This window comes from Streptomyces avidinii (assembly GCF_045161815.1).
Taxonomy (GTDB): domain Bacteria; phylum Actinomycetota; class Actinomycetes; order Streptomycetales; family Streptomycetaceae; genus Streptomyces; species Streptomyces avidinii.
The window spans coordinates 26,457-39,472 of record NZ_CP108863.1 but is presented as its reverse complement, the minus strand read 5'-3'; the positions used below and the strand labels follow the sequence as shown (position 1 = coordinate 39,472).

Below are 13,016 nucleotides of genomic sequence, written 5' to 3'. Positions count from 1 at the left end.
GACGCGAAGCTCCTGGGGCCCTTCCTCCTACTGGACGAGGCGCAGGACACCAACCCCGTCGTCGAGCAGGTCTTCACGGCCCAGCGCGGACACGCCCATCATGGTCGGAGACTCCGCCCGGGCCATCTACGGCCGGCGCGGCGCCACCGACGTCATGACCCGCTTCGACGGCATCCCCCTGGCCCTGACGCAGTCCTTCCGCTTCGGCCCGCACCTCGCCCGCGAAGCCAACCGATGGCTCGCCCTCGCCGGAGCACCCATCCGCCTCCAGGGCACGGAATCAGGTGGCGGATCTCGTTGACGGTCAGCTTGATCAGGGTTTTTCCGTCGCCGCCGCCGGGTTGCTCGGCGACGGCGCCGTCCAGGTCGCGCGCCGGCCGATGCGTGCGCAGACACCGGGTGCCCAGGACCTTCGGCGGCGCTGCACCCCGCGGCCCGGGCCGTCTCTTTCGGATCTTGTCGGCCGAGTCCGCGGCGTCCGGTGCCGTGCCCGGCAAGGCGGAGGGGCGCCCGTGCACTGGACGTACTCGGGCGCCCCGACAACGCGGCCGGGTGCGGCACCGGACGCCGCGGGCCCGGCAAGACCCGAAAGAGACGGCCTAGTGCCCCGTGTCCGGCTCCGTGGGCCGCGCGTCGGCGCGTACGAGGTTCTGTTCCAGGCGTTCCAGGACGGCGAGGGCATCGGCGCGCTCGTCGTCCGAGAAGCCGGTGGCCGAGATGTCCTCGAGTTGGGTCCAGATCCGCTCCACCTCCCGGCGCAGGGCGTGGCTGGCCGCTGTCGGTTCGATGAGCGAGGCGCGCTTGTCGGTGGGCGAGGGGCGGCGGCGGACGAAGCCTGCCTGTTCGAGGCGACGGACCGTACGGGTCATCGTGGCGGCGTCGGAGTCCATCAGGCGTACCAGGTCGATCTGGCGCTGGGGACCGAGTTCCCAGAGGTGCATCATGACCAGTTCCTGGCCCGGGTGCAGGCCGATGCGGCGCAGGAGCTGTCCCGCGAACATGCGGTGCAGCCGGGCCAGCCGGAAGATCGCATGACTGATCGGTCCGCCTGCGGCCGCACCGGGGACCGGCACGGTGGCTTCCCGTTCCGTCGCTCCTGAACCCCGCTCGGCCTCGGATGTGGACTCGGCCATCTCTTCCCCACTCTCCTGTTTGGACAGGAGAACTCTACCTTCATCCAGGCCCATCAGTAGTGGTTCCGCTCGTCAGATGACGCATATGGACAGGTCGATGGGCTGCGCACCTCACTTGCCAGGCGGCGGAAAGCAGGTTTACTGTTCAGACAGGTAATTTACTTGTTCGGACAGTAAACAGCTCGCGTGGGCCACGAAACGCCCGGCCCGCAGAGCGCCACCCATCCCGAGGGAGCGACCATGACCACTGCTTTCGATCCGATCGTCCTGGGCGGCACGCGCCTCGCGAACCGAGTCGTGATGGCGCCGATGACACGTAGCCGTGCCCACGGCCCGGGCGCGGAGCCGACCGAGCTGATGGCGACCTACTACGCGCAGCGGGCCGGCGCCGGGCTGATCGTCACCGAGGGCGTCCAGCCCTCACCCGTCGGCCAGGGCTACCCCGACACCCCCGGCCTGCACACGCCGGGCCAGGTGCGGGCCTGGCGGACGGTGACCGACGCCGTGCACCGCGAGGGAGGGGTGATCTTCGCGCAGCTGATGCACACCGGGCGGATCGGTCACCCCAGCCTGCTGCCCGACGGACTGACACCGGTGGGGCCCTCGGCGGTCGCCGCCCGGGGACGGGTCTACACCCACCGGGGTCCGCAGGAATTCGTCACGCCGAAGGAGCTGAGCGAGGCGGAGATCCGGCAGACCGTCGCCGACTTCGCGACCGCGGCGCACCACGCCGTCGAGGCCGGATTCGACGGTGTGGAGATCCACGGCGCCAACGGCTACCTGATCCACCAGTTCCTCGCGGACAACACCAACCACCGCACCGACGCCTGGGGCGGCTCCGCCGAAGGCCGGATCCGCTTCGCCGTCGACGTCGTCACGGCCGTGGCCGAGGCGATCGGCGCTCGGCGGGTCGGTCTGCGGATCTCGCCCGGAAACCGCTACAACGACATCGTCGAGGACAACCCGGGCGAGGTCTACGGGGAACTGCTGGACCGGCTCGCAGGTCTGGATCTTGCCTATCTGCACCTGATGGAGGGCCCCGACTCCGGACTGACCTCGCAACTGCGCAAGGAATGGCCCGGCACGTTCGTCCTCAACCCGTTCACCCACCCCGACGTCACCGGCCTCGACGCGCTCGAGCTGATCGAGGACGGGAGCGCGGACATGGTGGCCTACGGGGCACTGTTCCTCGCCAACCCCGACCTGCCCCGGCGCCTCGCCGCCCGGGGCCCGTTCAACGCCCCGGACCAGGCCACCTTCTACGGCGGCGACCACCGCGGCTACACCGACTACCCCACCCTCACCGCTTGAGCGGCGGCCCCGCCGACGGGGCCCTCACCTGGGAGTTCCTGATGTCCAAAGCGATCACCTTCTCCGAGTACGGCACCCCCGAGGTGCTGCGGCTGTCGGAGGTCACCGCACCGGAGCCCGGCCCGGGCCAGGTCCGGATCCGAGTACGGGCCGCCTCCGTGAACCCGCTCGACATGAAGATCCGCTCCGGCCTGATGGCCGGCGCCGTCCCGGCGCGCTTCCCCGTGATCCCCGGACTGGACGCGGCCGGTGTCGTCGACGCGGTCGGCGAGGGAGCCGACGCGGCCGTGGGCGACGAGGTCCTCGGCGCCACCGCGGGCGGCAGCTACAGAGAGTACGCACTGCTGGAGCGGCCGGTCGCCAAGCCCGCAGCGCTGTCCTGGGAGGTCGCGGCATCGCTGGTGACCGTCGGCCGGACCGCGTTCCGCGTCCTCGCCCAGCTGGGCGTGCGCAAGGGGCAGACCCTGCTCGTCCACGGCGCCGGCGGCAGCGTGGGCGTCATCGCGGCGCAGCTGGCCGTCACCCGCGGCATCACCGTCATCACAACGGTCGGCGAACACGACATCGAGCGGGTCACCGCCCTCGGAGCCACCGCCGTCCGCTACGGCGACGGCTGGGTGCAGCGGGTGAGGGCCGCGGCGCCCCAGGGAGTCGACTTCGTCCTCGACGCCTCCGGCGCCGGTGTCCTCGCCGACTCCGTCGCCCTGACCGGCGACAGCGCACACGTCATCACCATCGCCGACATGTCCGCCGCACAGCACGGCGTCCGCTTCAGCGCCGGCAGCGCCGACCAGGCCGAGGACGCTCTGCCGCAGCTGGTCGAACTGGCCGCCGACGGCATGCTCACCCTGCCCGTCTGGCGGACCTATCCGCTCGAGGAGGCCGCTGCCGCACACACCGACCTGGAAGCCCACCGCAACCGGGGCAAGGCCGTCCTGCTGCCCTGACCTCCCACCTCCCACCTCCCACTTCCATGCCGCCGCCTCGTGCTGCTTACGCGGGCGAGGCGGCCCCGGGGCCGCAGCCCCGTCATCCCCGCACCGATCCCTTCGCCTCGCCGAATGACGCACCGCCGCAGGCCGCATCAGCACCACTGCGCACGCCGACCGGCGGCGCAGACCGCCCGATGCCGGACTCGACCCACGACCCGCTCCTGCCCGGACCGCCACCCACACGCCCGACCCCGACGGCCGGGCCCTGCCCCCCCGGCACCGGAGACGATCCGCCGGCGGCCCGAGCACCGCACGACCCGGCCCCACACCCACAGATTGGAATACCCATGTCCGCACGAACCCTGCCCGAAGCCACCTTCGCCCGCACCGTTCTCGGCTCCGGCCCCGGTCTCGCGCTCGCCCACGGCGCCGGCAGCAGCGTGGCCGGCACCTACGGACCGATCCTGGAGGACCTGGCCGCCCGCCACACCGTCGTCGGCGTCGACTACCCCGGCAGCGGGGACACCCCCCGCTCGACCACGCCGCTGTCGCTGGACGACCTGGCAGACCAGCTCGTCACCGCCGCCGTCACCGAAGGCCTGGACACCTTCGCACTGTCCGGCTACTCCCTCGGCGGCCCCGTCGCCATCCGCGCGGCAGCCCGCCACCCCGAGCGCGTCACCGCCCTCGTGCTGACCGCGACCTTCCCCTACCGGGACAACCACCTCGCTCTCGCCCTGCCGATCTGGCGCAAGCTGGCCGAGTCGGGCGACCGCGAAGTGCTGGCCGAGTACCTGACGATGATGGCCCTGGGCGCCGACACACTGGAGGCAATGCCGGCCGAGCAGCTCCAGCAGGCGATAGGGTTCACCGCCGCGAGCGTCGCCGACGGCACCCCCGAGCACGCCGAGCTGGCCCCCCGGGCCGACGTCCGCGACGACCTGCCGCACATCAAGGCACCCACCCTGGTCATCTCCACCACCCAGGACCGGTTCACCTCCACCCGCCTGCACCACCAACTCGCCGACACCATCCCCGGCGCCCAGCTCGTGGAGATCCACACCGGCCACCTGCCCATGGTGGAACGCCCCGAGGAATGGCAGAAGCTCATCACCACCTTCCTCGCCCGGCACAGCGCCTGAGCGAACGGAACGCACGCGACGGGCCTTCCCACCGACAACGGAAGCGGTACGGCTCCGCCTCCCCACCGCAGCAGGCTTCGACGCCGACTCCCGACCCGCGCTTCGACGACCGGAAGCAGGTACTGATCTGCGGTCGGTTGCCGGGGGAGGGCACGTCGTCCTGGCCGTGGGCGAGGATCGGCAGCAGCGCCTCGGCGGCACCGCACACGCTGCACGCCGTCGTGCCGGGCCGCGCGAGTACATCGAGTGCCTGCATGGTGCCGAGCGGGTGCGCGCGGTCGGTGCACTCGGGCAGCCCTCGGCGTGGACGGTGGCCGGGTGCCCGTGGGTGCGGCCGTCGAGCAGCCACGCCCACCGGGCCGGCGCCGAGACACGGGTACGGGGATGGGCGGGAATGCGACCGAGGTCGCCCTCCCCGGGCAGCGGGCGCAGCTGCTCGGCGGTGACCCACGTTCCGTACTCGGCCGGCTCGACCCCACCCCCGGCGGCCGTCTGCCACAGGGGAACGCCTGCCCTCACGCTGGCCTGGCGGGCGGCCTGCGCGGCACCGCCGCGTCAGCGACGGCGGGCGGGGTGGTCCGCCACGGCGTCGCGTACGCGGGTCCGGGTGAGGGTTGCGTGTGCAGGCGGCACGACTGCGGAGGCGTGGTCCCCGTCGCATGGCGGGCAGCACGGCCTTACGGGCACTTCGGTACAGCCGTTAGTGCTGCGGCTTCACCGCTGAGGGGAGCGCGAGTGAACTGGCTGAGTGGACCAGTGCCCCGGACGGCCCCGTCGCCGAGACCGGCGGCGGGGAAGCCCGGGGTGCCTCAGACGAGGCTGGCCAACAGCCCCGCGAAGACCTGTGGCCGGCTGAAGTAGCCGACGTGCGAGGTGGCCAGAGTGTGCACTTCGAAGGGGTTGTGCGGTGTCAGCGCGTCCGCTTTACGGATCATGTAGTCCTGGACGGCCGGAGGGATGCTCCTGTCCGCGGAGAGCCGGACGAAGGTGTGCGGGACGCGTCCCCATCCGTCGGCCCGGACCACCGCACCCGGCTCCGGCATCGCGTAGTTCTCGTCCGGGTCCAGGGAGTCCAGCAGCAGACGGAACTGGTGGTCGGTGGAGTCGGCCATGACCGCGGCCTTCAGCTCGGCGAACAGCTGCGGGTCGGCGTGCGCACTGCGCCAGTTCAGCCGGACCACGCCCTGGTCCTGGCCGTCCGCGTCGGGCACGGTGATCCGCGCGGCCAGGGCGTCGAGCAGGTTGTCGTCGACCACGTCCCACGGCTCGGTGAGCATGGCGGGGTCGCTGAGGCAGATCGCCGACAGGTAGACCACGCGGCGAAGCATTTCCGGTGCGGCGTTGGCGACGGCGCTGATCGTCAGACCGCCGAAGCTGTTGCCGACCAGGACGACGGGCCCCGCCGCGCTGAGGCGGCGGATGACGGCCAGCACGTGGCGCACGTTGTCCTGCAACGTGATACCCCGCATCGGGGAGGGGGCGGCGCCCAGTGCGGTGACGTCCTGCGGCTGCCGGTAGTAGGCGGCGGGGCCGTCGGCGCGGGCGCCGTGGCCGGGCAGGTCGACGGCATACGAACGGTGCCCGAGCAGGGCCAGTTCGTTCTGCAACGGGCCCCAGGCCCGGGCGTTGCTGGAGCCGCCGTGAACGAATACGAAGGTAGGGCGCAGGGTTGCGCGCATGGTGAAGATCCTCGTCATCCTGAGGTGAACGGTGGACGCGGGACCTGGTGTCGGCGACGGCCGACACCACGGTCAGAGCGTCGACCGGGTACGGGCGGCCTGCCAGTTGTGGATGACGGAACACATGACGGGTGATCATAACGTGCCCGGCGGAACAGAGGGAAGGATTCGGCACGTCAGCGGCGGATCGCCGCGTACAGGTCGACCCCGGACTTCGGAAGCGCCATGCCCCTCGTCGTGCAGAGCACAACCATGGTCCCGAAGCACGCACCCAGGCGCGCTCAAGACTCAGCGACATCACTCTCCCGTGGGAGCGGGTGCTTCTGAGCAAGAGGGGGAGCCACCCCATGTGTGCCCTTTGCCCAGGTGCCGTCGCTGTTCAGGGTGGTCCACCACAGGGAGTTGTTGGTGTGGCCGCGGTAGACACAGTGGAGTTTGCGCGAATCGGGCGGCAGCTCCGGTGGCGATCGGCGACCGCGTGGACCTGCCGGTGTGGCCGTACGAGGTGGACGCGGCCCGGCCGGAGCAGGCGGAGGACTCGGCCAGGTCGGACGGGGACGGCCCGCCGGGGCGAGGGTGAGGCAGTGCATGATCGGTTCTAATTCGTTCCTAGCAGCCCGATCGCCTCAGTCGGTAGGAGAGCTGCTTCAACGCCGAGGCTGCTTCGGCGTATGTGGTGATGACGGCTGGCCGGAGTCAGCGGAGGTCTAGAACGTTTCGGGTCAGGCCTTACCGAAGACCGGGTCGCGTTGATCTGGCCGGCCGTCATCACTCAGCCCTCGTTCACTCGTTGGTGTTTGTGGTGCGAGCCCTTCGCACGGTGACCTCTTGATCTGTCCGAGCCCGTTGAGCTCCCGCAGTAGACCGAGGCCCGCTCGCGCTGCGCTGGTGTCACGAACAGCTAGTGAGGTGGCGGTCCGGCCCTCGTGGCCGAGGCCTGGAATTGGAACGCTGCGTGGCCCGCATGCGCTTGTGACCGGCGCAAACATCGAGCCTTCCGGGGAGGGACCACTTGATCTACTGCGGAATTGACCGGGCCGAGAAGCACCATGACGTCGTGCTGGTCGACGAGTCCGGCCAGCTGCTGGCCAAGCGCCGAATCACCGACGACGCAGTCGGCTGCCAGGTGCTGCTGGACCTGCTTGCTGAGCACGAGAACATCCAGGACGAACCCATCCCGGTTGCGATCGAGACCAACCGCGGTTTACTCGTCGCTGTCCTCCGGGCAGGTCCACGACAGGTCTACGCGATCAATCCGCTGGCCGCCGCCCGCTACCGGGACCGCCACTCCGTCTCCCGGAAAAAGTCCGACCTCGGCGACGCCCCGGTCCTGGCGAACATCCTCCGCACGGACCGGCATGCTCACCGGCCTCTGCCCAACGACTCCGACCAGGCACGCGCCGTCGCCGTCCTCGCCCGAGCCCAGCAGGTCGGCAACCAGCTCCGCTCCCTGCTCCGCGAGTACTACCCCGCGGCCCTGACCGCCGTCGCGCACTGGAGGAACGGCCTCTGTCGGCCCGAAGCCCTCGCCCTGCTCAAGGCAGCTCCGACGCCGCCCGCCTGACCCGCCCCCAGATTGCTGCAGCGCTCCGGCATGCCGGCCGCCAGCGCGGAATCGAGGCCGAGACCGAACGACTCCGGGAGATCTTCCGAGCCGAATGGGCCCACCATCCAACTCTCGTAGAGAAGGCCCTGGGCCAGCAGATGCTCGCGCTGCTCGTCCAGCTCGAAGCCGCCTGCACCGCCGTGAACGCCCTCGCCCAGGCCGTGGAAGAAGCCTTCCTCCAACACGAGGACGCGGAGATCATCCTGAGCTTCCCCGGGCTGGGACCTCAGCTCGGAGCCCGCGTGCTGGCCGAGCTCGGCGACGACCGAAACAGGTTCGCCGACGCCCGCGGCCTGAAAGTTCATGCAGGTTCTTCGCCCATTACTCGGGCCTCCGGCAAGAAGTCCAGCATCACCCGCCGCCGCATCAAGAACGACCGGCTCAACCACGCCGGCTACCTCTGGGCCTCCTCAGCCCTACAAGCCTCACCCGGGGCCATGGCCCTCTACCGCCACCGCCGCGACGAACGCGGAGACCGGCACGCCTCCGCCCTGCGCAACGTCTTCAACAGCCTGATCGGACAGCTCCACCACTGCCTCCACCACCGCGAACTCTTCGATGAACACGCGGCCTTCTCGACTGCGGTCGTGCAGGCCACGCAGGCAGCGTGAGCCGAGAGTCAGGACCGGATTCAGCGAGGATCGGCATTGGCCTCGGGATTTCTCGACAATGCGGCCCTCGACTACGGACCCGTCGGCCTAACGATCATCATCGCTTCTCCCGCCGGAGTCCGAGGTCGGAGACGCGCTGCTCGTACAGGGCCGCGGCGGCAGCGTCACGGAAGTCGACCTTGTGCCACCGCGCAACGTCGTAGCCTTCGCTGTCGTGCCAGGACCGTAGGGCTTCGCACAGAGTGTTCCAGGTGTCACGGATCCGATCGAGGCGCTGCTCGTCTTGTGCGCGTAGCTCGGCCTCAGGCGGAGGAGCCCACACGAGAACTGTCGTAGGGCCCGAACGGTTGCGGTAGGGCTTCCAGAAAGGCGCGCGGATGTCCCATTCCAGTTGAAGAACGAGGCCAGACATCACCTGGGCAAGTGCCCCAGCCGTACGGTGCTCCTCAGTCTCAGCACCGTGAGCGGCCTCTTGGGCTTCCAGCCGCGGCATCAGGAACTCGAAGATCGCCCAGGCGTCATCCTCTGTGATGTCGGAGGCGTGGTGGAGCGTCCGCTCCGGCATGCCCGCCGGCTCGTCCTGCTCGATGGTCATCTCCGCCCCGCCCCCGGTCCAGATTCACCGAAGAGGAACACTGACCCGCACTGACCCGCACACGCCAAGGTGCTCCGGAGCGGGTTCATCGTCTCGGCTCCGATCAGGCTATCCGAGGAGTTTCGACGGGGCCGGGCGCCGTCGGAACGACCGCCTTGGCGCCGCATTCGTCGCCGCCGGGCGCCGTCAACTTGACGCCTGGCTTTGTGAGGTGCCTTCGGTGAACTTGTGCCCCCGGCAGGGTGAGATGCCCTTCGCCGGGGTCGTACCGGTGGTGCTGCGCCCGGTATCACCGGACCATGATCACTACTCTCTGCCGCGGTGTCGTCGCGGTTGCACACCGCCTCGGCGCCGATCCCGCGATAGTCCCCGGAACCCTGCTGCGCGACTACGCGGACGAGATCGACTGGGCACGCGTCATTTACCTCATTGACCGCTGCGGATCTCGTCGATGCGCTTCGCCAGAGCCTGTGTCTCCGCGATCAGCCGCCCGTGCGCCTTCTTCTGCTCCTCGGCACCCCGGTCCCTGAACACCCCGCTGAAGTGGGGTTGGAGCTGGGTCCACCAGCCGTAGTCCAGCATTGCCCACGCCTGCGGGCAGAGGGGGGCGCGGGTCTTCGGGAGATAGCCGCTGTCGACCAGGGACTTCCGGTACTTCTTCGGGTCGCTGCCCTCCAGGTAGCACAGGAAGTTGAAGGCCCGCTGCTGGGTAACGGGGTGGTCGCTCGACATGCCCTCCAGGGTCGGCGTGCCTTCCTTGCGTGCGATCTCGTCGAAGAGGATCGCGGCAGCCAGCGACGGGCCCGGCCCGACCTCGTTGACGGTATAGAAGGACGCGAAGCCGTCCGCCGCGTCCTCTTCGAGACCGAGGTTGGCCAGGAGGAGCTGGCGCTGCAGGGCATGGCCCATCTCGTGGCCGAAGATGAACTCGGTCGACAGCACGGTCAGGTCGTCGGTGTTGTACTCGGACGCGGGGAACGGGGCGGGCCGTTCGACGGTCTTCACGACATCGGCGAGGGCCTTCTCGATCTCGGTCAGGAACGGTGGCGGGACGAAGATCGTCCTGCCGTCGGGCTGGGTGACGGCGTCGGTGACACCGGGCGGCACGGCGGCGGTGACCTTCACGACCATGTCGTGCGGGAGGGTGAGTGATCTGTTCACCCAGTCGGCCGTACGCTCCAACACGCGGGAGTTCCGGATCAGTGCCACGGCCTCCCGGTCCTCCGGTTTGACCGTTTGGGCCTCGTAGACGACGGTGACCCTGCCGGAGCGCGCCGCCTGGGGGCGGGGCCCTGCCCCAGGCCCCTGCCCGGCGTCGCGGGACTCACCGCCGCACCCGGTCGAGACGACCCCGGCGAGGAGCAGCACACCTGACAGGACGATGCACGCCCTCGTCGAGCGACCGGCGGTGTTCGGCATCCTCGATCGGCTCCCGTCACGTGTCCCCGCACTGATCCTCCGGCCGTCCGGAGGCTGGCGCCCGTCGAGCCGCCCGTACGGGGGACCGTTCGCCGTGTGGGCGACCTCCGGGAAGCCGCCTGGTTCGACCGTTCGACAGCCGCAGCATCAGGGATCCCCGACGCGGCTTCCGGCGGTGGAGCGCAGCTCCTCGTGCCGGCCGACTGCGCTGTCGCTGAGGGGGAGGGTGGTTGCGGTGTCGGTGGTTCGGTGAGCTGGGGTGTTGCAGGGGCGGGACGTCCGCCTCTGGAGACCGGTGCAGTTGACCGGGCCGGCGCCCCGACCCGTCTGGGGGCGAGAAGGTTGGCCGGGGTGTGCGTCGCGGTCGACCGTGTGGTTGACCGGGTCTGCGCGCGGCGGGGCGTGCGGGCAGGGGGCCGGTCCATGCCCGCCGTGCGGTCCCACGTACTCAGGCCGTTGTGGGATCCACGGCTGCCATGAGTGTGGCCAGCCCGGTCTCGTCGGCCGCCCACACGGTGGCGTGCCATTGGCCGCGCCACTGTTCCAGCAGCACCCGTTGGCGGTCGCCGTCCCGGGAGTGGCGCTGGATGCCGTCGATGGTGGGCGGCCCGGAAATGAAGTCCTGCCGGAGTACCTCCAGCAGGGCCAACGGCTCCACTGCCCCGGGCAGAGCGAGCTGCTTGCCGTGAAGGTGGACGGGCGCGTCCCAGATCCGGGCGTGGACGAGGTCCGAAAAACGGTCGGCATGTGGCTGCCAGACGGCGGACGGCGTCACGTCGTCGAAGGAGATCACCACCGGTGGGTCCTCGGAGCCGTCGAGGCGAACGGCCATCACCCACACGCCCTGGTTCTCGACCAGGAACGGCAGCAGCCCCAGGGAGCCGACCGGGTCGAAGGGCCGTTCTTCCTGTTCTTCCACGTCGTCGGGCCAGTCGCCGTTGTCCTCGGGCCAGTAGTAGATCTCCTCCCGGCCCAGCCGTTCGGCGTCGTACACCATGTCGTCGTTGCTGAACTTCCTCAGCACGGCGGCGCCCTGTGCCAGCGCGAACCACTCGCGCACCGACGCGGGCACAACGTGGCCGTGCACGGACTCGAAGCGGTCCAGCACCGCTTCGGCCTCCTTGGATATCTCCAGGTCCAGCCCGGCGAGTTCTGCCGCACGACCGTGGAACCGCAGCGTGTCCGCCGGCATCATCCGTCCCCCTGTCTTTGTTGGTGGGCCCCAATGCCCGCCGGCCAGGGGGCGACCCTAGCCGCTCGTACCGACAGCGTGCACCGCGGCGACATCAGACGCGCACTGTCGCCTACGCCGAGAAGCTCGGCTACACCCGTCGCCCCGAGCTCAGCCCTGCGACGTGATGTGGTTGATGACCGCGGTGAAGTCATCTGTTGGTGAGAAGTCCACGTATTCGCAGTCCTCGAGGGCCAAGGGGGCGTGTCCGGGCGGCCAGTAGAACGCCTGTCCCGCCTCGTAGACCTCCTCACCGTCCTTCGTCACCATCTTCAGCCGGCCTTTGAGCATGTACCCCCAGTGCGGGCACTGACAGAGATCATTGGGCAGGCCCTTCAGAGCCGGCCGCAGGTCCGCCCCCTGAGGCAGCTGCACGAAGGCCACGGACAGGTCTCCGCCGACCGCTCGCGTACGGAGTTCGACGCCTCCGCCCTCGATTGCGACGGGTGTGTCCTGCCGGGTCGTCCCGGTCATGGCTGCCTCGCTTCACTCGTAGTGCGGCAGTGTGCCCCGCTTCCAGGCCGGCCCCGGCGGTCGGGGCTCGCCAAGCGGGCCCACGGGCTGCCGGCCCGCCTCCCGCCTCTCCCGTCGTCGCGATCCAGCTCTGGCTGCGCTGAGATGTCAGGAGCTGGCGCCGCTGACGCCTGGGGCGACGAAGCGCCGGTGCAGGCGGTGGAACTTCGGCTCGGGGTCGCTCTGCACGCCCAGTTCGCCCTTGAGTACGGGGGCGATCCGAGCCTCGATGAACCGGTTGAAGTGGTCCTCCGACTCCCAGATGTCCATCAGGTTGAAGCCGCCGTCGACGAACCAGGCGGCGTGCAGAACGTACCCGTCCGGTGCATCCTCTTCCCAGCGGACCTTCTGGCGCACCGCGTCGTACACATCGGGTGTGATCTCGGGCCAGGAAAAGGTCATCACGACTGCCATGGAGTGTCCTCTCGACCGCTTGGACGCGCCGCGGCCGGACGGCACACGGGATCGCACTGCGGAGCTATGCCGCCGGTATCGCCGGTGCATTCCGGGGCGCCCATCCGAGAAGGGCCGGGTGTGCTCTCGGCACCGTGGGCGTGATCAAGTTCCAGCTTTGCATCCTTGGCCGCTGCGGCACCCGGGGCGCTGCCCAGCGCGGTGAGGGGATGCGAGAGGGGGGTGTGGGACGGTGCAGGACGAACAGGATGCCCTGGAACACCAGCCGGTCCGGATGCCGCTTCCGCCCGGGATGGCGAGTGCGACGTACGACTTTCGGCAGCAGTGGTTCGATCACCGCCCACAGTTCGTCCTCGACATGCCACGGCTTCGGCCGAGCCACCTCACGCCTCCGGATCAATGCTCCCTGAGCGATCCAACCATCTCGAAG

11 protein-coding genes and 3 pseudogenes are annotated in these 13,016 nt (G+C 70.0%); 5 read left to right on the top strand and 9 right to left on the bottom strand.

Annotation, left to right across the window (positions count from 1 at the left end):
* Positions 1-18 precede the first annotated feature (18 nt).
* A pseudogene (locus tag OG373_RS00210) lies at positions 19-283 on the top strand (UvrD-helicase domain-containing protein); the annotation flags it as partial.
* Positions 284-599: 316 nt separating this feature from the next.
* On the opposite strand, the gene OG373_RS00205 reads toward OG373_RS00210, so the two are convergent.
* A complete protein-coding gene (locus OG373_RS00205; RefSeq protein WP_405435070.1) occupies positions 600-1,133 on the bottom strand; it encodes a MarR family winged helix-turn-helix transcriptional regulator in 534 nt (177 codons plus the stop codon).
* Between the two features lie 240 nt (positions 1,134-1,373).
* On the opposite strand from OG373_RS00205, the gene OG373_RS00200 reads away from it, so the two are divergent.
* The 3 genes from OG373_RS00200 to OG373_RS00190 all read left to right on the top strand — a co-directional run bounded on the left by OG373_RS00200 (position 1,374) and on the right by OG373_RS00190 (position 4,518).
* Positions 1,374-2,444, top strand: a complete 1,071-nt coding sequence (locus OG373_RS00200) for an alkene reductase (RefSeq protein ID WP_405435069.1) — start codon at positions 1,374-1,376, stop codon at positions 2,442-2,444.
* A 41-nt stretch (positions 2,445-2,485) separates the two neighbouring features.
* Positions 2,486-3,391 carry an NADP-dependent oxidoreductase gene (locus OG373_RS00195; RefSeq protein ID WP_405443889.1) on the top strand — a complete coding sequence of 302 codons (906 nt, stop codon included), beginning with the start codon at positions 2,486-2,488 and terminating at the stop codon, positions 3,389-3,391.
* A 332-nt stretch (positions 3,392-3,723) separates the two neighbouring features.
* Positions 3,724-4,518, top strand: a complete 795-nt coding sequence (locus OG373_RS00190) for an alpha/beta fold hydrolase (RefSeq protein WP_405435068.1) — start codon at positions 3,724-3,726, stop codon at positions 4,516-4,518.
* Here the strand turns inward: OG373_RS00190 and OG373_RS00185 are convergent.
* Positions 4,487-5,179, bottom strand: coding sequence for a DUF6233 domain-containing protein (locus OG373_RS00185; RefSeq protein ID WP_405443888.1), 693 nt, complete (start codon positions 5,177-5,179; stop codon positions 4,487-4,489). The two genes, OG373_RS00190 and OG373_RS00185, sit on opposite strands and share 32 nt — an antisense overlap.
* 148 nt (positions 5,180-5,327) lie before the next feature.
* Entirely contained in the window at positions 5,328-6,197 is an 870-nt protein-coding gene (locus OG373_RS00180) for an alpha/beta hydrolase (protein WP_405435067.1), read from the bottom strand.
* Positions 6,198-7,209: 1,012 nt separating this feature from the next.
* On the opposite strand from OG373_RS00180, the pseudogene OG373_RS00175 reads away from it, so the two are divergent.
* Positions 7,210-8,414: pseudogene (locus tag OG373_RS00175) on the top strand (transposase).
* Between the two features lie 97 nt (positions 8,415-8,511).
* On the opposite strand, the gene OG373_RS00170 reads toward OG373_RS00175, so the two are convergent.
* The 6 genes and pseudogenes from OG373_RS00170 to OG373_RS00145 all read right to left on the bottom strand — a co-directional run.
* On the bottom strand, positions 8,512-9,009 hold the full coding sequence (locus tag OG373_RS00170) for a hypothetical protein (protein ID WP_405435066.1): 498 nt from the start codon (positions 9,007-9,009) through the stop codon (positions 8,512-8,514).
* Positions 9,010-9,435: 426 nt separating this feature from the next.
* Entirely contained in the window at positions 9,436-10,428 is a 993-nt protein-coding gene (locus OG373_RS00165) for a DUF4344 domain-containing metallopeptidase (protein ID WP_405435065.1), read from the bottom strand.
* Between the two features lie 448 nt (positions 10,429-10,876).
* The gene (locus OG373_RS00160; protein ID WP_405435064.1) at positions 10,877-11,623 is read right to left on the bottom strand and encodes a hypothetical protein; all 747 of its coding nucleotides are present in this window, start codon (positions 11,621-11,623) and stop codon (positions 10,877-10,879) included.
* Positions 11,624-11,770: 147 nt separating this feature from the next.
* The gene (locus tag OG373_RS00155; protein WP_405435063.1) at positions 11,771-12,133 is read right to left on the bottom strand and encodes a hypothetical protein; all 363 of its coding nucleotides are present in this window, start codon (positions 12,131-12,133) and stop codon (positions 11,771-11,773) included.
* 147 nt (positions 12,134-12,280) lie between these two features.
* Positions 12,281-12,586, bottom strand: coding sequence for a hypothetical protein (locus OG373_RS00150; RefSeq protein WP_405435062.1), 306 nt, complete (start codon positions 12,584-12,586; stop codon positions 12,281-12,283).
* 232 nt (positions 12,587-12,818) lie between these two features.
* Positions 12,819-12,968: pseudogene (locus OG373_RS00145) on the bottom strand (transposase); the annotation flags it as partial.
* Between the last annotated feature and the right edge of the window lie 48 nt (positions 12,969-13,016).

Excerpts from the sequence above, each read along its gene's own strand:
- OG373_RS00190 (WP_405435068.1), top strand. The coding sequence starts at position 3,724 with ATGTCCGCACGAACCCTGCCCGAAGCCACCTTCGCCCGCACCGTTCTC.
- OG373_RS00150 (WP_405435062.1), bottom strand. The coding sequence starts at position 12,586 with ATGGCAGTCGTGATGACCTTTTCCTGGCCCGAGATCACACCCGATGTG.
- OG373_RS00185 (WP_405443888.1), bottom strand. The coding sequence starts at position 5,179 with ATGCGACGGGGACCACGCCTCCGCAGTCGTGCCGCCTGCACACGCAAC.
- OG373_RS00205 (WP_405435070.1), bottom strand. The coding sequence starts at position 1,133 with ATGGCCGAGTCCACATCCGAGGCCGAGCGGGGTTCAGGAGCGACGGAA.
- OG373_RS00195 (WP_405443889.1), top strand. The coding sequence starts at position 2,486 with ATGTCCAAAGCGATCACCTTCTCCGAGTACGGCACCCCCGAGGTGCTG.
- OG373_RS00165 (WP_405435065.1), bottom strand. The coding sequence starts at position 10,428 with ATGCCGAACACCGCCGGTCGCTCGACGAGGGCGTGCATCGTCCTGTCA.
- OG373_RS00160 (WP_405435064.1), bottom strand. The coding sequence starts at position 11,623 with ATGATGCCGGCGGACACGCTGCGGTTCCACGGTCGTGCGGCAGAACTC.
- OG373_RS00155 (WP_405435063.1), bottom strand. The coding sequence starts at position 12,133 with ATGACCGGGACGACCCGGCAGGACACACCCGTCGCAATCGAGGGCGGA.
- OG373_RS00180 (WP_405435067.1), bottom strand. The coding sequence starts at position 6,197 with ATGCGCGCAACCCTGCGCCCTACCTTCGTATTCGTTCACGGCGGCTCC.
- OG373_RS00200 (WP_405435069.1), top strand. The coding sequence starts at position 1,374 with ATGACCACTGCTTTCGATCCGATCGTCCTGGGCGGCACGCGCCTCGCG.
- OG373_RS00170 (WP_405435066.1), bottom strand. The coding sequence starts at position 9,009 with ATGACCATCGAGCAGGACGAGCCGGCGGGCATGCCGGAGCGGACGCTC.